The following is a 17,617-nucleotide window of genomic DNA, read 5'->3' on the forward strand; positions in this document are numbered from 1 at the left end:
AAAGGTGGGTGTGGGATAGGTTGGGGGTCGCGCAAACTATGACTCTTGATGTCATTGTTTGCGCGGTATTAAAAGGGGCAGGGGGCGACGAATTTGACCCAGGCGCCGGTAAAGGGGTGATAAAACTCGATACGGTAGGCATGGAGTAAAAGACGCGTATCTCCGTCTTGTTTCTCTGGATCGTAGAACTCATCTCCAACGATGGAGTGTCCAAGGCTTTGCATGTGCACTCGAAGTTGATGGGAGCGCCCTGTCACTGGGGTTAAGCTGACATGAGTTTGACCGTTTTCAATCCAAACTGGTTGCCATTTAGTGAGGGCGTCTTTACCCCACTGGGTGCAGATCATTTGTCTTGGGCGACGATCCCAATCACAGCGCAAGGGTTTTCGTACTTCACCTGACTTGCCCATTATTTCGCCGCGTACGGTTGCCCGGTATTCCTTTTGCACATGACGCTCTCGAAACTGGGCGTACATGCGCTTCTGGCACTCTAAGGTCCTTGCAATCAGGATTAAACCTGAGGTGGCGCAGTCCAATCGATGGATTGGATGCGCTTCCCCATAGTGGCTTTGAGCCCTTGTTAGGATGGAGTCAAATTTGTCCGGCCCACGACCAGGGACGGACAAACTGTTGGCTGGTTTGTTGATCACTACCAGCCAATCATCTTCGTATAAAATATCCAGCACGTGGGGCGCTACCCAGGTTTCGTGGTGAGTATGATGCGAATCCCATCCAAGCGAACTTGGTGCTCGTCTATGCGTCCTAAGCCTTCTGATAAGTAGCTTTCAAACAGCTCAATTTGTTCGTCCTTAATGGCGCTATTTTGCTGTTGTAGCTCTCTCAAACGGTCGATTTCCCCTTGCCATTTACGTTGGTACGCTTCTTTGGCTGCATGGACCGTTGGACGTGCTTGATCCTGTGCATTGAGCTGGTGAGCTTGCAAAATATCCAGCAATTGGCTGCGTAATGCAGCAATCCATTGTTCTGCCACGCGATTCGGCACGCCTTTCAGTTTCTCCGCCCATTTGTCTGCGGTGAATTGGTTATGTAGGAACTTACCGTTCGCATCGGAAAGCTGCCAAATGGGCGTCATTGGCAGTGTTTGGGCCAGTTTCAAGCGAGGGTGTCCACTGGTTTCGATGACAAACATACTCTCAACCAATACTGTACCTTCTGGCAGAGCAGCAATAGGTAAGATCGCAGAGGTCAGTTTGCCTGAGTCAAAGCCTTGCACTTCATCCATTAGCATGGTGATTAGCGGGTGTTCCCAGGTGGCAAAGGCCACGTCTTCACGTTGGCTGGCCTGACGGCGATCCAGCATGAGCATTTTGCCTTCTTCTTCAATGCCAGGGAGAGCTTCCAGCATCATGTCAGTGGAAGGTCGAAGGAACCACGCAGCTTGCTCTGGGGTGTCGTTGATGCACTCTGCATGAATATTAAAGGCGTGGGTGACTTGATCTATGTAGTCATGGAGGCCATGGGTCGCTTGTTCATTGATTTTATCGATCAAAACTTTAGCTTCCCCTGGGCGGCAAGAGGTCATTTCCAGTAAGCGATTACGACCTTCTTCCATCTGTTTTAACAAGGCTTCGTGGTAGACCTTGGCTTCGTCCAATAGGGCTTCATCGTCATCATTCCCAAGCAGGTACGCTTGAAGGGGTTCTTTGAAGGATGCGTTAACCTTGTCGCCCACGCCAGTGGTACGGTTAAACGCATTCAGTGCCTTGTGATACCAATGGCACAGACGCTCTTGCACGCTGTTTTCCAAGTAAGGGACGTGGATTTCAACAGTATTGCGCTGACCAAGGCGGTCAAGACGGCCGATGCGCTGTTCAAGAAGATCAGGGTGCTCCGGCAGGTCATACATGACTAAGTTATGACTAAACTGGAAGTTACGGCCTTCACTGCCGATTTCAGAACATACCAATACTTGTGCGCCTTCTGGGTCAGCAAAGTAGGCCGCTGCGCGATCCCGGTGAATCAAAGGCATTTGCTCGTGGAAGTCAGCACTGATAAAGCCTGCAAAGGTGAGTTGGTCATTCAACCAGCGAGCCATATCGGCGGTATGACAAATGACCAATACCTTGGTACGTGCGGTGTCGAGGAATTCTTTTAGCCATTCCCAACGGGGATCATGCTCCCATAGCCCATGATCTACTTGAGATTCAGGCAATACGTGGTGCTGTGCTGACTCAAAGTATTCGTTGTTTGCCAGTGGGTAAGTATTTAAATGACGCTCAGGAAAACCGCCAATGGCGGCACGGGTGTTGCGGAATACTTCACGCCCTGTGCCATGACGGTCGATTAACCAGTTTATCCCGTCCACAGCGGCTTGGTTTTGGACTGCTTTATCGGAGCTGTCTAGTTCTGCAAACCAGTCCTTTGCTTGCACATCTGTGAAGTATTGGCCAAAGGCTGCTTTCCAGTCTAAAGCCTCTAGGGTGTTGTCTGCTTCCGTAAATGGTAGCAGTTGCTCTGCTAACTCCGCCGCTTGTTTAAATTCGGCCTGCTGGGATTGGTAGGCTTCAAAGCTGTGGTAGTGCTCTTTGTCCAGAAGTTGTAGGCGTGAAAAGTGCTCCAGCTCACCGGTTTGTTCTGGGGTGGCGCTGAGTAGTAATAAAGACTCACTGGCTTCTGCCAAACGCTGTACTAGCTGATAAGCGATACTGGGTGTTTCTGGGTCCCATGACAAGTGGTGAGCCTCGTCCACAATCACCATATCCCATTCGGACGCCAGCATATGTTGAGCGGCTTTACCGTTTGAAGCGACCCAGTCGATTGGGGCGATGACAAAGGCTTGGTCATCAAATGGGTTATCGTCTCCTTCCATGTAGTCCTCATAAGCGGACTCATTGATCAAGGAGAAAGGTTGGTGGAAACGGCGTAGCATTTCAACCAACCATTGGTGTTGTAAGTTGGTTGGTGTCAGGATCAAGGCACGGCGAGAAAGGCCGTTTAGCACTCGATGATGCAAAATCAAGCCCGCTTCAAGGGTTTTACCCATGCCTACTTCATCACACAGTAGAGCTCGGGCAGCAGGGCGGTTGGCAATATCGTGTGCCAAGTAAATTTGGTGTGGCAGAAGCTCTGCTTTTAATCCCATTAAGCCACGGACTGGGCTAGCAGAATGTATGGCTTGAAATTCTAAGGTTTTGCGGCGCAGGTCGAACCACATACGACGAGCTGGGGATAGGGCGAGAATGGAGTCCAACTCGTTTTTATCGTTACGAGGAAACTCAATCTCCGACTCGTCGATCCACTCGTCACCGATGTAGTACTCCATCAGCAGATCGTATTCACGAACATCCTCTACTTGGTACGCTTCCCCTTCAAAAAACAGCTGGTCACCTTTGGTTAAAGTACGGCGAACTAGGCTGGTTTGAGAGTTGGCATAGTTACGCTCGGCTTCCGCATCGGGGAAAAATAAGACAAAGGATTTGTGTTGCTTTTCAGTGATAATGCCGATGCCAAGATCTGGCTCGTTACGGCTGCTCCATCGTTGTCCGATTTGATACATAATTACTCTTTGTCGTTTTCAATAATCGTGATGTTGCCTTGACACATATCGATCAAGGCTTGTTTGTTGTCTGGCCAGGTGCGTTCAATGACCGCGAGCTTACATTCAATGTCGTCTGAGAAAAGTTTCTCTTCAACTTCTATATCGCTGCTTTCCAGCCAATATTCCACCTTACCCAACAAAGGATAGGCTATCTTGATGGAAACGGGCTGTCGGGGATAGATGGTTTCCCATTCCAATTGATCTAAGGCGTCAACCACTGCTTGACTGTAAGCACGAACCAAGCCTCCAGCGCCAAGCTTAATGCCACCAAAATACCGCGTCACCACAACGGTGATTTCACCAAAGTTAGAGTGCTGCAGGACATTTAGCATGGGTTTGCCTGCTGTACCTTTAGGCTCCCCATCGTCACTTTGATCCCAAAGATGCACGTTGTTAGGGGCACCCGCGACAAAAGCCCAGCAGTTATGGTTGGCATCCGGATAACGCTGGTTCATTTCGTCAATAAAACCCTTGGCTTGGTCTCGGCCTTTGGTGCGACGAATGGTGGTGATGAACTGGCTATTTTTAATTTCCAGATCAAAGCGTTGTTCGTGTGTTGGGCTCTGATAGTAATCCATGTAAACTTCGTTTAGCGATTTTTCAAAAGCGCTTGTTTTTAAAGGTAAAGTGGCGGATTAACGACTATGACGGACTGGTTTCAGCAATCTGTATGGATTGCCTTAGGATTTGTAATTGGGCTCACCATAACCGCCATGATTGCGCTGGCTATTGTACAGAGAATCCAGCGTAAGTGGCAGTTTGAGCATGAAAATTCTGTGCAGTCACTGGACTCTTTGCGTATGCAGCTGGAGCGCTCTCAGCAAGAGGTGCATCAATTAGAAAAAGAGGCTTTAACCCTTGAGCAACAATTCGCCGCAGCTCAAGAAATCTGGCAGCAGAAAGAGCGTTACCTAGAGCAACAGAAGCAGCAGAACGAAGTGCAATTTAAACAGTTGGCGCAAGATATTATGCGTCAACAGGGGGCTCATTTGGCCACCGAAAATGAGCGTCAATTGAATGCTTTGCTATCCCCCTTAGGGCAGCAAATTCAGCAATTTCAACAACGGGTTGAAAAAAGCTATGACGCAGAAGCTCGTGAACGTTTCTCATTAGTGCGTGAGATCAAAAATCTACAGCAACTTAATCAACGGATCAGTGACGACGCAATGAGCTTAACCGAAGCGCTAAAAGGCCAGAACAAGGTCCAAGGCGGCTGGGGGGAAGTGATTTTAGAGCGTATTCTAGAACGCTCCGGCTTAGAAAAGGGTCGGGAGTATGAGGTTCAGGTCTCACTGAATACGGAGGAGGGCAAACGCTACCAGCCAGATGTGATTGTTCATTTGCCTGATAACAAGCAAATAGTGATCGACTCCAAAATGGTATTGGTGAGTTACTTGGCCTATGTTGAAGCCGAAACCGAGCAAGATAAACAACAGGCTTTGCGTCAGCATCTTGAAGCCATTCGTCGCCATATGAAAGAGCTGAGCGCCAAAAACTACCATGATCTCAAAGGGATTGAGTCCTTGGACTTTGTGATCATGTTTGTCCCTATTGAAGCCGCTTATGGCTTGGCGCTACAGGCAGAGAATGGCCTATTTGCTGAAGCCTTTGAGCATAATATTATTATCACGGGACCGTCTAATTTATTGGCGACCTTGCGTACCGTGCAGAACATCTGGCGCAACGAAAAACAAAGCCAGAATGCTATTGAAATCGCCCGTCAAGCAGGAGCCATGTATGACAAGTTTGCGGGCTTTGTGGAAGATATGGACGATATTGGTGGGCGTATTGATGCCCTCACTCGAAGCCATGAACAGGCGATGAAAAAGTTAGCCATGGGCCGTGGTAATTTGATGAGCCGGGCGGAACGCTTGCGACTCATGGGAGCGAAAACCAATAAACAGCTTTCACTCCCTGAAGAGGAGTCGGAAGACGACGAATAGATGCGGCTATTCGTCGAAGGACCAGAAGACTCTGTGATCCTGCCCGTAAGGCAGGCTATTTAGATCCATCAAAATGGCTTGGGACAATTGGCTAAAATTGTCCGATGGTGCCTTGTTAGCATTGGCGGTTAAATAAATGCTTAAGGTCTTATTGATATAGTGCAGTTGAATCAGGTCAAAATCGATATATGCACTGTGAGCCCGAAGAATAAAACCTAGGTCAGCCAATACTTGATGGCGGGCGGGCAGTTTCAATGCTGGGGGGCGTTGTCCCTCACGATCTTCTCCAAGGGTGTCTGATTGGATGTGATCGTTGGTGTCCACGTGCACCATGACATCTTTCACTTGTGGGTGTGCTTTTTGTACCGTGTAGCTCACGAGGTCACTCAGATAGTGGCCTTCACTCACGGTAGCGTGGGCAGGCACATGGATGTGCATATCCAAGAAAATTTTCCCAGCCATGGAGCGGGCTCTCACGTCATGGGGGGCCATAACATCTTTTAAGCTATCTGCTGTCGTTTTAATCTGTTCAATCACTTTTGGATCTGGAGACGTATCTACTAGCTCTGCTAAATTTTCCCAAATCATTTCTACGGCGATTTTACCGATGAATAAAGCGACGACAACGGACGCTACTTTATCGGCCCAAGCGTAGCCAAAATACACGCCAATGAGACCTGCTAATACGGCTACCGAAGATAATGCATCGCTGCGGCTATGCCAGGCATTGGCGACCAGAAGGCGACTGCCGATTTTTTCCCCTGCGTGTTTGGTGTAGTGGAAGATAGCTTCCTTTACTGCAATGGTGAGTAGTACTGCGCCAATGCCATACCAAGTAGCGGTGGGGGTGAGATCATTGTTAAAGGCTTCAAAGGCGATGCCTGAGGCCACTACGATTAACACGACCCCTAAAATAACGGTGGTCAGTGTTTCGAAACGCAAATGCCCATAAGGATGGTTTTTGTCTGGGGCTTGGCGGGCATTACTGGAGGCAATGTATACGAATACATCCGTCACCAAATCGGAAAGGGAGTGGATACCGTCTGCGATAAGTGCTTGGGATTGAGACAGATAGCCAACGATGATCTTGAGTATCCCCAGTAGCGCATCCCAAATAGCGCCAATAACGGTAACTCGTTGAGCTAATTGTGTTTCTTGTTGAGCTGTGGCCATGTTTAAAGGATCCGTTAATGGTGGCTACTGGATGATTTGAGGGGATAGATGGGCACAAATCGTGCCCGAATTTCGGGGCTGTTGTGAGATCAGGCTTAGCCTTGCTTCTCCCCAATGTTATCCACCCAAATTGTGGAAAAGTTTATTCTTCGTCTGCGATCTCAAACCACACTTTATAGGATTCAAAAAACTCTCGAATGGTTAACGACATGAGTGAGAAGTTAGCGTCCATATCTGACAAAGTGCCGCCCTGTGAATCATTAAACGCAGACTCTTTCAAGGTGTCGTCGAATTTTACTTTTTTCAGAGTGAGGTCGTCGTTTAGGACGAATGACAGCTTGTCGGTCCAGCGCAGGGCGAGGTTTTTAACACTCATGCCTTGTTCGAGATGGCGGGTAACGTCCTCAGATAGCGGTTCAAGAGATTTGAAGCGAATCTTGGCTTTGTCTTCTGAGCTGTCTTGGATTTCACATTCGTCCCCTGTTTCAAGGCTCGCTGGCAGCTCGTTTTTCATGAGCCAATCCGTCATTAAACTTGCGGGAGAGACTTGAGCTTGCAGGGGGACCATTGGAAAGCTGCCCAAAGTGGTTTGCAGCAGTTTAAACAGCTGTTCTGTCATACCCGCATTGGTGCTGTTAAGAACCAGTAGTTTGGCTTTCAGATCGATGTAGGCCCAAATATCACTGCGTTTGGCAAAGGCTCTCGGGCGTAGGGTAAAGACTAGCTCGTCTTTTAGGTCGCCTTTTTCTTTACGGCCAACTTTGCGGCCTTCGACCAACTCTATCTCTGCGACCTTAGCTTCCAGCTCTTCTCGAACCACTGCAGAGGGAAGTACTTTTTCTTCTTTACCGGCCCGTAGTAATAAACAACGATCGCTGACAATGGTCCATTGCTCACTGTTACGTATTAGGGGCATCCACCCAAAAGTGAATTCGTCTTGGGAGCCGCATTCTTTTAGAGGGTGTTCTGGAATGTTAGCGATCAGTGCGTTGCTGTCGAAGTTTTCCGTCTCTTTCAATTGAAAGATTTGTAGATTCTTAAACCACATAATGTTTGTTAATCCTTGATCGCTGCTTTGAAATGTTTACGACAGACAGAAATATAGCGGTCATTGCCACCGATTTCGACTTGTGTGCCTTCCCGTATTGCGTTGCCGTTTCCATCAACACGGATCACCATGGTGGCTTTACTACCACAATGGCAAATGGTTTTTAATTCGATCAGTTTATCAGACCAGGCTAGGAGCGCTTCACTGCCAGGGAAAAGCTCCCCTTTAAAATCTGTACGGATGCCAAATGCTAAAACAGGGATCTTAAGTCGATCCACCACTTCTGACAATTGATAGACCTGCTCTTTCGTTAGAAACTGGGATTCATCCACCAGTACACAGCCAATTTTTTCTTGGTTATGGTGCGTTTTAATCAGTGCTAGCAGGTCTGTTGCTTGAGTAAATAACTCCGCATCGGCTTGGATGCCAATCCGTGAGGTGATACTTCCTTGCTGATAGCGGTCATCTAGGGCGGCAGTCAGCAAGAAGGTTTTCATACCACGTTCTTCGTAGTTATAGGCTGACTGAAGCAATGTTGTGGATTTGCCTGCATTCATTGCTGAGTAGTAGTAATAAAGCTTTGCCATGGTTTGATCTCAATCCGCAATAGGTTTTTTCTTGGCTTTGTTAAAGGCCACTGCGATCTGCATGGTGAGCCAGTCTGAACGTTTAATCCCAGACATGTCGCACAGGGCATCGAGCTTTTTAACGGTGTCTTCGTCTACTACGAGTTCTACCCGTTTCATGCCCAAGGATTTTTCTTTTTGTCTTTGAACGCGTTTGTTCGCCTTCAATTGGTCTTTTCGTGTTAATGGCTGGGTACGTGGGCGGCCTCGGGATTTGCCAAATAGATCAATGGTGTTGCGGTCAGAGGAAGCTTTAGCCATAGGGTTTTAATACGTATCTTTTTCGTTTGTTAGGAGAAAAGTGCTCGTCACTTTTTGAGGCACATATTATCGGTGGTTTTCCTGTTGGATTGCCAGTCTTTACAGCAAAAAGCGCCCCGAGTGGGGCGCTTGAGTGGGTTATTTCTGGCTTTGCTGATACACCGCGATAAAGTCGAGGAGGACTTCAGCCGCTTCTTCCGCGTAGACATCGTCTTCCAGTGGCTCGATGTCATCAATGGAGTCCAGTGTGGGAAGTCCTAGGGCCGACCGTCGAGTGTTTTCTCGAGCGAGTTCTTTTTCTTCCCCCTGCTCCAATTGGCGCTTGCGGACTTTCTCGTTTAGAGAAATGTTTTTGTAGCGCTCCTGTTGGGCTTTCACATCGTCGATTTGCTCTTCTAAAGCGATGAAATTCGGGTTTTTGCTAATACGGTCATTATGGAATTGAGTGAGTTTGTCCAGATACTCGTTGAAGTCCCAGTAAACGGGGTAACGGGTTTCGTGGATTTTATCCCATGGTAGAGGGTTGTCGAGGGCGCTTTCCCCTACGGTATTTTCATCCAGCAAGGAAGGGAACTTGATGTCTGGCATCACCCCTTTATGCTGTGTGCTGACACCGGAAACACGGTAAAATTTAGCTTGGGTGATTTTAAGCTGGCCTTTGTCCATGTCCTGAAGCACTTGTACCGTGCCTTTACCAAAGGTTTGCCCCCCTAGAATCAATGCTCGGCCGTAGTCTTTTAAGGCGCCAGCGACGATTTCGGAGGCTGAGGCGCTCATGCGGTTGGTCAATACTGCCATAGGACCACTGTAGGTCACACCGCGATCTTGATCCCCAAGGATACTCACTCGACCAGAAGCATCGCGGATCTGAACCACTGGGCCAGCTGGGATGAATAGCCCAGCTAGGGAGTTGGCTTCTTGAAGAGAGCCGCCACCGTTATTACGTAAATCGAGGATGAGTGCCGTGATGTCTTCTTGGCGAAGTTCTTCGATGAGTTTTTTCGTATCACGGGTAGAGCTTTTGTAATCTCGGTCACCCCGTTGAATCGCTGCAAAATCGGAATAGAACGTCGGAAGCTCTATGACACCAATTTTGAAGGTTTCACCGCCACGTTCCACTTCAACGATTTTTTTCTTGGCTGATTGGTCTTCAAGCTTCACCTTGTCGCGCTTGATGGTGATCTTTTTAGTGGCTTGGCCAGCGCTCTTGGCCGGCAGCACTTCAAGGATGACGTTTGTGCCACGTTCACCACGAATCATGTCAACCACATCGTCAAGACGCATACCGATAACATCTACGAATGGTTCGTTTTCCTGCCCAACGGCCACAATGCGATCACCGGGTTGTAGTTCTTTTTGGGCCTCTGCTGGTCCCCCTGGAATGAGACGATCCACCTTGGTGTAGTCATCTTCCATGGTCAGAACTGCCCCAATGCCTTCTAAGGACAGGCTCATGTTGATATTGAAGGTTTCAGAAGCTCGTGGTGCAAAGTAACTAGAGTGTGGGTCTAGAACCGAAGTCACTGAGTTGGCAAAACTCTGGAACACATCGGTAGAGTTGGTTTGTTCGATTCGCTTTAGCTGGCTTTTGTAGCGGCGCACGATGGAGTCGATGATTTTCTCTTGATCATCGCCGTTGAGACGCATGGTTAGGGCGCGGTTTTTAATGCGCTTGCGCCAATAATCATTCAGCTGAGTTTCGCTGGTTGACCATTCTAGGCTGTCTGGGTCCGCGTTGAAGGATTCATCTAAGTCGTATTGAAAGCCTTTTACCATTTCTGGGGCTTGTTCAATGATCCATTGTAGACGCACTTCAGCGCGATCTAGATAGGTATTATAGATGTCGTAGGCGACCTGAGTTTCACCATTGCGTAAGGCGTCATCAAAGTCATTGCGATACTTAGATAAACTGTCGATGTCCTGTTGCAGTAAAAAGCTACGTGAAGGGTCTAGCGCATCGAGGTAATGATCAAACGCTTGTTGTGAGATTTCATCGTTGAGGGGAGTTTTGTTATAGTGGACGCTCTCCAGCATCTCGACGATTTCTTTCGCTACTTTGTCGTAATCGTGAGGCGGCTCTAGCTTTTCATAGGCTGACGCAGTACCGCTAATAAGGGCGATGCTGGGAAGCAAACATAACAATAGGCGTTTATATATCATCCGCGATCGGTTCTCTTAACTGTTTTGTCTGTGGTTCTAAAATCATATTAGACTAGTACCCACAAGACCAGTCCAGTTGTGAAAAAGTCGTTTTTTATATCATTGACTTAGCAGGAATTTATGAATCAAGCCAGTTTTAATCAATCATTATTGTCATTTCTTGATGATTCACCAACACCGTTTCATGCCGTTGTTACCATGAAGCAAAATCTGCAGTCCGCAGGGTACCAAGAGTTAAACGAGCAAGATGAGTGGGTCATAAGTGAAGGAGGGCGTTATTTTGTCACCCGTAATGATTCCTCTATTATCGCTTTTACGGCTCCGAGTTTGGATTTTGCCCATCAGGGGTTTCGGATGATTGGGGCGCACACGGATAGCCCGTGCCTAAAACTCAAGCCAAACGCCCATGTGGAACGCTTCGGTCACCATCAATTAGGTGTGGAAGTATACGGGGGCGTGTTGCTGCATACTTGGCTAGACCGAGACCTTTCTGTGGCGGGACGTGTGACCTTTAAAACGAAAGAGGGGGCGTTGAAAAGTCGCTTAATTGATTTTAAAGATCCGATTGCGGTGGTGCCAAATTTGGCCATTCATTTGAACCGAACCGTTTCTGCAGAGGGCTTTAAGGTCAATCCTCAGGAAGAAATTTTGCCAGTTTTGTGCGGCTCGGATAAGGACTTTGATTTAGATAAATGGTTAACAGAGCAAATATCCCGTCAACATGATGATGCCTCTGTGGAATCCATTTTAAGCTTTGAGTTGTCTCTTTACGACGTACAAAAAGCCGCTATTACTGGTCTCCATGGGGACTACATTTGTGGTGCTCGATTAGATAACTTGTTGAGCTGCTATGTTGGTATGCAAGCCTTGTTGTCTTCTAATGATGAGCGTCCAACGTTGCTTATTTGTACCGACCATGAAGAAGTGGGAAGTCAGTCTGCCTGCGGTGCCAACGGCCCCTTCCTTGAAGATGTGTTACGTCGCTTAACACCTTCTCCAGAGCAATACACTCAGACTATTCAACGCTCTATGTTGGTGTCGGCTGACAATGCCCACGCCTTGCACCCTAACTATGCTTCGAAACACGACCAACTGCATGCGCCATTGATTAACAAAGGGGCTGTAGTGAAGGTTAATAATAACCAACGCTACGCGACAAATAGCGAAACCACGGCGGTGTATAAGGATTTGGCGCAACAGGCTGGTTTTGACGTGCAAACCTTTGTTGTTCGTAGTGATATGGCTTGTGGTAGCACGATAGGTCCGATTACTTCCGGTGAAATTGGGGTGGCAACTTTGGATATCGGTTTGCCGACCTTCGGTATGCACTCTATTCGTGAGTTGGCGGGCAGCGAAGATGCCTTTAACTTATATCAGGTGTTAGTGAAGTTTTCCCAGTGTCCTGAGTTGATCAGCAAATAGTGATTTAGTCTCAATGACGGCCTATAAAAAAGCCCAGCATATTAATGCTGGGCTTTTTTGTGGTGCAGATGTCAGATTACATCAACCACTTGTCCAGTGCTTCGATCTTGCTTTCATCTAGGTCACCGGTAAGTTGTTCTAGGGTGATCTGCTGCAATACGAAGTTGTAGCGTAGTGATTCGTAAGTGTTCTTAGCATCAAAGAAAGTAGACTGTGCGTCCAATAGCTCAACGATGTTACGTGTGCCTACATCGTAACCTGCTTGAGTGGCTTCTAAAGCACTTTGAGAGGAACGGATCAGCTGGCGTTGTGCGTCCACTTGAGCTGCGATGGTTTTAAGGGTAAGAACCGCGTTACGAATGCTAAGCTCGATGTCTTGGATGGAGCTTTCACGAGATTCTAAAGCCGCTTCAGCTGAGGCAGTCGCTTGACGTACCGATGCGTTGATCGCGCCACCACTGTAAAGTGGGATAGACACTCCAAGGCCAATGGCAGCGGAATTCACAACACCGCTTTGCATGGAAGACGGCGCATCACTGTAATCGTTGTCTGTACGAGAAACGGAACCTGTGATGGAGACTGTTGGCGTGCGGCCATTAGACTTTTGAATATTAATGTTGTTCTGGGCTGTTTCAACAGACAGATCTAACACTTTAATACTCTTGTTATTAGTCATAGCACGCTCAATCAGGGTGTTAGCATTCAGCCCTGCTGGAACTGTGATTGGGTAATCTTCTGACAGGCTTGGGATGCTTTCGATTGTTTGGCCAGTGCGTTGGTATAGGGATTCCAAGGCGATGGTTAACTGGGCTTCAGCTTGCAAAGCCGTCACTCGAACGGAGTCATAGCCTGCTTGAGCGTCCTGAAGATCGGTAATGGATACTAAACCCACTTCGTATTGTTTCTTCACGCGGTCCAACTGACCCGCGTAGCTTTTAACCTGTGCTTGAGTGGTATCAAGAGTGGCTTGGGCGGTTAGCACGTCAAAGAAATCTGACAAGGTATTGTATGCGAGGGTCTCTTCCGCTTGTTCGAATTCGATGCCTGAGCTGGTGTAGGCAATTTCTACTGCGTCAACACCATATTCCAAAGCAGGTGAATAAATCGGGTAATCAAGATTAACTGCTAGTTGGTTTTGAACATTACTGTAGGAATCATCAAGGTAATCAGGGTCAGTTTTTGTGTAACCCAAGCTGCCACTGAATGAAATGTTTGGGTAAAGATTGCCTCGAGTGACTTCAACCTGTTCTTTGTCAGCACGGTAGGTGGCTGCAGCTGCACGTAGGCTTGGATCATGGGCCTTAGCAAGGTTATAGACTTGAACGAGGCTTTCTGAGTGGGCGGGAAGAGCAGCTGCCGCTGCTATGAACGACGCGATAATATGCTTTTTCATGGATGTCTTTCTGGCCTTAATATGAAATAAATTTATATTACCTTACAGCGTTAGTAGTGGACACTACTCTAAATGCTATATCTAGTATGACTATTGACAATATCATACAGAATTGACAAATCGAGTCTTATTATTGTGTAAAAAATGGTACTTAGTGGCCGCCCAGCTAGATTGTAGGCGGCCTTGATAAGGTCATTACTGACGTTTCTGTAGGTCAACAGTGTAGCGAATTTTATAAGTGCTGTTGGCTGCAAGATTGCCTGAAGTCATTAAGGCATTCGCTGATATTTGCTCTAGAGAGCGTAGAGACACACCTTTTATGGCTTGGTTAAATTGGTGTGATATCTCATAAGCTTGATCCTGCCGAGACATGTTTTCGAGAGTTAGCTCCCATGTTTGTGTGGTTTTATTATTGTCTTGTGTTTCCGTGATAAGCGTTAATTCCCCTTTTAAGTCGAGGCTTTTATTTAAAGTGGCAGTGACGTTTGCGCCTTCACGGGTATTTTCCAGAGTGACGGGACTGCCGCTTAAGTAATAAGGTTTCTTGTGCCAAAGCGTGCTGTATTGACCTGGAATAAGATCCTTGGGGCTTTTAAAAGCAATCTGTTGGTTAAAGTTTAGCGTTATTGCAGAGGAAGACGGATAGCTGTAGGCCAAAGCAGCATTTTTGCGCTGGTCGATGGGGGCTTTATATTGCCCTAGATCCACTAAAGTCTCTGATGTGGCAGGCAAGGTTAGAGCTGCTAACTCCAAGGTGATTTCGCTATTGGTGTATTGGGTCTCAGGTGGGGCACTTGCCAGCTCCATACGGCTGTCGCTGGCCATGGCATTTTTATACATAGGGCGTACATTGTTAGCGGATTGGCCGTAGTGTAGCAAAGCGCTATTGAGTGCCAAGGATGAGCTGGACTGGTTGCGGATGTTTGCCTGCTGGATAAGTAGGACTTGGTTGTCATCAACTACCAGTGAAAGTTCTGGGGCCCAACTAAGATCCGCGGTTTGATAGGTTAGTTGACCTTGGTAATTAAGGGTTTGACGACTGCCAATAGCAGCCAGTTTAGGTACAAGATAGAAGTCAGAGATAGGGTAACGAGCGGGTACGCGCTTGACGCTTAATGTGAAGTAATTGCCAGAAATGCTCTCTAAAGTACCCTCTAATGATAGGTCCCGTTGCTTGTGTTCTACTACAACAGGTTGCCCCAAGTGTTCCATCCAATTTTGCAGTGATGCATTAGCATATTCAGGCAGTTGGAAAGGTTTGTACCCTTTTGACATAGGAATCAAAGTGCCGTTTATCGGGGTAAAGCTAAGAGATTGTTGCGCGCTAAGTGTTTCAGTAATCTGGCTGCTTTGCTGCTCAATCACCACTGCGTCTGGTGCAGCATAGGCAGCCATGGCTGAAAGCAGTAATCCAGTAAGCAGTGGCTTATCAAGACGCTTTAATGTATCCATCGTGAGCTCCTTTAAAATGGTTAAGCTTATGTCATTAGCGTTCTCCAATTGATTACCAGAATAACGTAGAATGGTTCCTAATAAATAGAACTCTTCATGGAAGGTGATTGTGGCCAACCGGCTTTTACTCATTGATGGCTTAAACTTGATTCGCCGCTTACACGCTGCGCTAGAAAGTGAGTCAGACCCAGAACGACGTATTGAGCGTACTCAAAACCTGTGTATCGATGCCATGGTGAAGCTAATGGATCAGTTTTCACCAAGTCATGTGGCGATAGTATTTGATTCTCCTGAAAAAACATGGCGTCACCAAGTTTATCCAGAGTATAAGCTTGGTCGTGTGCCGATGGATGATAGCCTACTCGAAGCCATGCCTGATTTTGCCAAGGCCTTTCGCTTTAACGGCTGGGCTTGCATACGCTTAGCGGGTTGGGAAGCTGACGATGTGATTGCAACCTTGGCTTATAAAGCCAGTGTACATGGTGTGGGGGCTATGATTATCTCAACGGATAAAGGCTATACCCAGCTATTGAAGCACCCCAATATCCTTCAATATGACTATTTCGCTAAGCAAGGCTACGATCGCATGTGGGCGGAAAATAAATATGGGGTGTCCTGTGAAGCCTTACCTGATTATTGGGCTATGGTGGGGGACACCACCAATCATATTCCTGGTGTGAAAGGCGTTGGCCCTAAATCCGCGGCACAAATTCTCGCCCAACAGCCTGATTTGGAGAGTGTTTTTGCGGATCTATCTGTCTATCCAACAAAATTCCAAAAACTGCTAGAGGGGCAATTAGAGCACTGCGTGTTTGCCCGTTCTATGGTGACTTTGAGAACGGATGTGGACGTTGGTGTTCGCCTTTCTCAATTTGCTATCCCACCTGCTTCTAAGGCTTAGGTCTCTTTAATCTGGGCAAGTTTTAAAAGTTCAGGATCAATTTAGAAAAGATGTGTTTATCCCTTACTGATACCGACTAAGAAGCATATAATACGCGGATTCACTAACCTAATTAATGAGATAGGATATGTCTGAGGTAAGAACTCGTATTGCGCCTTCTCCAACTGGCGACCCTCACGTTGGTACTGCATACATCGCACTGTTTAACATGGCTTTTGCCAAAAAAATGGGTGGCGAATTCATTCTACGTATCGAAGATACTGATCAAACACGCAGTACGCCAGAATCGGAGAAAATGATCTTGGATGCACTGCGTTGGTTGGGCCTAGAGTGGGCAGAAGGTCCAGATGTAGGTGGGCCCCATGGACCATACCGTCAAAGCGAACGAGGCGATATTTACAAAGATTACGCATTAGAGTTAGTGGAAAAAGGCCATGCGTTCTATGCCTTTGAAACCCCAGAAGAACTAGATCAAATGCGCGCTGAGCAAAAAGAGCAAGGCCTGCCTCAAAAATACGATGGTCGAGCTCTAAAACTGACGGCAGAAGAAGTTCAAGCCAAGATCGACGCTGGCGTGCCTTATGTTATTCGTATGAAGGTGCCGGAAGAGGGTACCTGTGTCGTACAGGACATGCTGCGTGGGGAAATCGAAATTGACTGGGCGCAAATTGATCAGCAAGTGTTATTAAAAGCTGACGGTTTGCCAACCTACCACTTGGCCAACGTGGTAGATGATCACTTAATGAAAATTACCCATGTGATCCGTGGTGAAGAGTGGATTAACTCTGCGCCTAAGCACATCCTTTTATACCAATACTTCGGTTGGGATATGCCGACATTGTGCCATATGCCTTTGTTGCGTAACCCTGACAAATCTAAGTTGTCCAAGCGTAAAAACCCAACATCGATTCTGTACTACCAACGAATGGGCTTCTTACCAGAAGCTGTGATCAACTATCTTGGTCGTATGGGCTGGTCTATGCCGGATGAGCGTGAGAAATTTGCTTTGTCTGAAATGATCGAAAACTTTGATATCCAGCGCGTGTCCTTGGGTGGCCCGGTATTCGACGTGGAGAAGCTTAAGTGGCTAAACGGCGTTTGGATTCGTGAGGACTTATCGGTAGCAGACTTTGCTCAGAAATTTGCAGAATGGGGCTTAAATAGTGACTATGTGAACGCTATTTTACCATTGATCATCCCACGTATTGATACCTTCTCGGACGTAGCAGATGTGGCGGGCTTCTTCTTTAAAGGTCAGTTGAATGTGACGGCTGAGTCCTTCGCTGACATCAAAATGGAAGAGGAAACTCTACGTAAGGCGTTACAATTTGCATTGTGGAAGCTGGAAGCACTTCGTTCATGGGAAAAAGATAAGATCTTTGCTGAGATGAAGTCCCTTGCTCAAGCAATGGAGGTCAAGCCTAAAGATTTCTTCGCGCCATTGTTTGTGGCTGTGGCAGGTACAACGGCTTCTGTCTCTGTGTTCGATTCCATGACCATTCTGGGGCCAGACATGACACGTGCCCGCTTACGTCATGCTGTCAATGCGGTGGGTGGACCGTCCAAGAAAGAAGCTAAGCGTTGGGAAAAAGAGTTCGCGGCGTTGTAATCGCACTTCTAGATTAAGCTTCATATATAACAAAAAAAACCGGCTCAAGTTAATTGAGCCGGTTTTTTAT

At 47.3% G+C, this 17,617-nt stretch carries 14 protein-coding genes; 4 read left to right on the plus strand and 10 right to left on the minus strand.

Annotation, left to right across the window (positions count from 1 at the left end; genetic code table 11):
• Positions 1-68 precede the first annotated feature (68 nt).
• The 3 genes from ACFQ45_RS15630 to ACFQ45_RS15640 are packed head-to-tail and all read right to left on the minus strand — an operon-like array spanning position 69 to position 4,137.
• Entirely contained in the window at positions 69-686 is a 618-nt protein-coding gene (locus tag ACFQ45_RS15630) for an RluA family pseudouridine synthase (RefSeq protein WP_377369361.1), read from the minus strand.
• A gap of 8 nt (positions 687-694) precedes the next feature.
• Entirely contained in the window at positions 695-3,517 is a 2,823-nt protein-coding gene (gene rapA / locus ACFQ45_RS15635; RefSeq protein ID WP_377369362.1) for an RNA polymerase-associated protein RapA, read from the minus strand.
• A gap of 2 nt (positions 3,518-3,519) precedes the next feature.
• The gene (locus tag ACFQ45_RS15640) at positions 3,520-4,137 is read right to left on the minus strand and encodes a YigZ family protein (protein ID WP_377369364.1); all 618 of its coding nucleotides are present in this window, start codon (positions 4,135-4,137) and stop codon (positions 3,520-3,522) included.
• A 66-nt stretch (positions 4,138-4,203) separates the two neighbouring features.
• Here ACFQ45_RS15640 and rmuC point away from each other — a divergent pair, with 66 nt between their 5' ends.
• Entirely contained in the window at positions 4,204-5,502 is a 1,299-nt protein-coding gene (gene rmuC / locus ACFQ45_RS15645; RefSeq protein WP_377369366.1) for a DNA recombination protein RmuC, read from the plus strand.
• 6 nt (positions 5,503-5,508) lie between these two features.
• Here rmuC and ACFQ45_RS15650 read toward each other — a convergent pair whose 3' ends face one another.
• From ACFQ45_RS15650 to ACFQ45_RS15670, 5 genes are all read right to left on the minus strand, one after another.
• A complete protein-coding gene (locus tag ACFQ45_RS15650; RefSeq protein ID WP_377369368.1) occupies positions 5,509-6,675 on the minus strand; it encodes a cation diffusion facilitator family transporter in 1,167 nt (388 codons plus the stop codon).
• 142 nt (positions 6,676-6,817) lie between these two features.
• Positions 6,818-7,723, minus strand: a complete 906-nt coding sequence (locus tag ACFQ45_RS15655) for a recombination-associated protein RdgC (RefSeq protein WP_377369370.1) — start codon at positions 7,721-7,723, stop codon at positions 6,818-6,820.
• An 8-nt stretch (positions 7,724-7,731) separates the two neighbouring features.
• Positions 7,732-8,310 (minus strand): thymidine kinase, encoded by a 579-nt coding sequence (locus tag ACFQ45_RS15660; protein WP_377369372.1) that lies wholly within the window; start codon positions 8,308-8,310, stop codon positions 7,732-7,734.
• A gap of 9 nt (positions 8,311-8,319) precedes the next feature.
• The gene (gene ybfE / locus ACFQ45_RS15665; RefSeq protein ID WP_377369374.1) at positions 8,320-8,610 is read right to left on the minus strand and encodes a LexA regulated protein; all 291 of its coding nucleotides are present in this window, start codon (positions 8,608-8,610) and stop codon (positions 8,320-8,322) included.
• Between the two features lie 138 nt (positions 8,611-8,748).
• Complete coding sequence (locus tag ACFQ45_RS15670; RefSeq protein WP_377369376.1) at positions 8,749-10,770, minus strand: carboxy terminal-processing peptidase; 2,022 nt, start codon at positions 10,768-10,770, stop codon at positions 8,749-8,751.
• Positions 10,771-10,890: 120 nt separating this feature from the next.
• On the opposite strand from ACFQ45_RS15670, the gene ACFQ45_RS15675 reads away from it, so the two are divergent.
• Positions 10,891-12,192 carry a M18 family aminopeptidase gene (locus ACFQ45_RS15675; RefSeq protein ID WP_377369378.1) on the plus strand — a complete coding sequence of 434 codons (1,302 nt, stop codon included), beginning with the start codon at positions 10,891-10,893 and terminating at the stop codon, positions 12,190-12,192.
• Positions 12,193-12,268: 76 nt separating this feature from the next.
• Here ACFQ45_RS15675 and ACFQ45_RS15680 read toward each other — a convergent pair whose 3' ends face one another.
• Complete coding sequence (locus ACFQ45_RS15680; RefSeq protein WP_377369380.1) at positions 12,269-13,585, minus strand: TolC family outer membrane protein; 1,317 nt, start codon at positions 13,583-13,585, stop codon at positions 12,269-12,271.
• A 195-nt stretch (positions 13,586-13,780) separates the two neighbouring features.
• Positions 13,781-15,037 carry a hypothetical protein gene (locus ACFQ45_RS15685; protein WP_377369382.1) on the minus strand — a complete coding sequence of 419 codons (1,257 nt, stop codon included), beginning with the start codon at positions 15,035-15,037 and terminating at the stop codon, positions 13,781-13,783.
• A gap of 109 nt (positions 15,038-15,146) precedes the next feature.
• Between ACFQ45_RS15685 and xni the strand changes: the two genes are divergently transcribed.
• On the plus strand, positions 15,147-15,938 hold the full coding sequence (gene xni, locus ACFQ45_RS15690; protein ID WP_377369384.1) for a flap endonuclease Xni: 792 nt from the start codon (positions 15,147-15,149) through the stop codon (positions 15,936-15,938).
• A gap of 127 nt (positions 15,939-16,065) precedes the next feature.
• Positions 16,066-17,547, plus strand: coding sequence for a glutamate--tRNA ligase (gene gltX, locus ACFQ45_RS15695; RefSeq protein WP_377369386.1), 1,482 nt, complete (start codon positions 16,066-16,068; stop codon positions 17,545-17,547).
• Positions 17,548-17,617: the final 70 nt, after the last annotated feature.

It is taken from the genome of Rhodanobacter aciditrophus, from assembly GCF_042679525.1.
GTDB lineage: Bacteria > Pseudomonadota > Gammaproteobacteria > Pseudomonadales > Marinomonadaceae > Marinomonas > Marinomonas aciditrophus.

What these genes read in the sequence shown, in the direction of transcription:
- rapA (WP_377369362.1), bottom strand. Translation starts at nt 3,517, where the DNA reads ATGTATCAAATCGGACAACGATGGAGCAGCCGTAACGAGCCAGATCTT.
- ACFQ45_RS15640 (WP_377369364.1), bottom strand. Translation starts at nt 4,137, where the DNA reads ATGGATTACTATCAGAGCCCAACACACGAACAACGCTTTGATCTGGAA.
- rmuC (WP_377369366.1), top strand. Translation starts at nt 4,204, where the DNA reads ATGACGGACTGGTTTCAGCAATCTGTATGGATTGCCTTAGGATTTGTA.
- ACFQ45_RS15650 (WP_377369368.1), bottom strand. Translation starts at nt 6,675, where the DNA reads ATGGCCACAGCTCAACAAGAAACACAATTAGCTCAACGAGTTACCGTT.
- ACFQ45_RS15655 (WP_377369370.1), bottom strand. Translation starts at nt 7,723, where the DNA reads ATGTGGTTTAAGAATCTACAAATCTTTCAATTGAAAGAGACGGAAAAC.
- ACFQ45_RS15660 (WP_377369372.1), bottom strand. Translation starts at nt 8,310, where the DNA reads ATGGCAAAGCTTTATTACTACTACTCAGCAATGAATGCAGGCAAATCC.
- ybfE (WP_377369374.1), bottom strand. Translation starts at nt 8,610, where the DNA reads ATGGCTAAAGCTTCCTCTGACCGCAACACCATTGATCTATTTGGCAAA.
- ACFQ45_RS15670 (WP_377369376.1), bottom strand. Translation starts at nt 10,770, where the DNA reads ATGATATATAAACGCCTATTGTTATGTTTGCTTCCCAGCATCGCCCTT.
- ACFQ45_RS15675 (WP_377369378.1), top strand. Translation starts at nt 10,891, where the DNA reads ATGAATCAAGCCAGTTTTAATCAATCATTATTGTCATTTCTTGATGAT.
- ACFQ45_RS15680 (WP_377369380.1), bottom strand. Translation starts at nt 13,585, where the DNA reads ATGAAAAAGCATATTATCGCGTCGTTCATAGCAGCGGCAGCTGCTCTT.
- ACFQ45_RS15685 (WP_377369382.1), bottom strand. Translation starts at nt 15,037, where the DNA reads ATGGATACATTAAAGCGTCTTGATAAGCCACTGCTTACTGGATTACTG.
- gltX (WP_377369386.1), top strand. Translation starts at nt 16,066, where the DNA reads ATGTCTGAGGTAAGAACTCGTATTGCGCCTTCTCCAACTGGCGACCCT.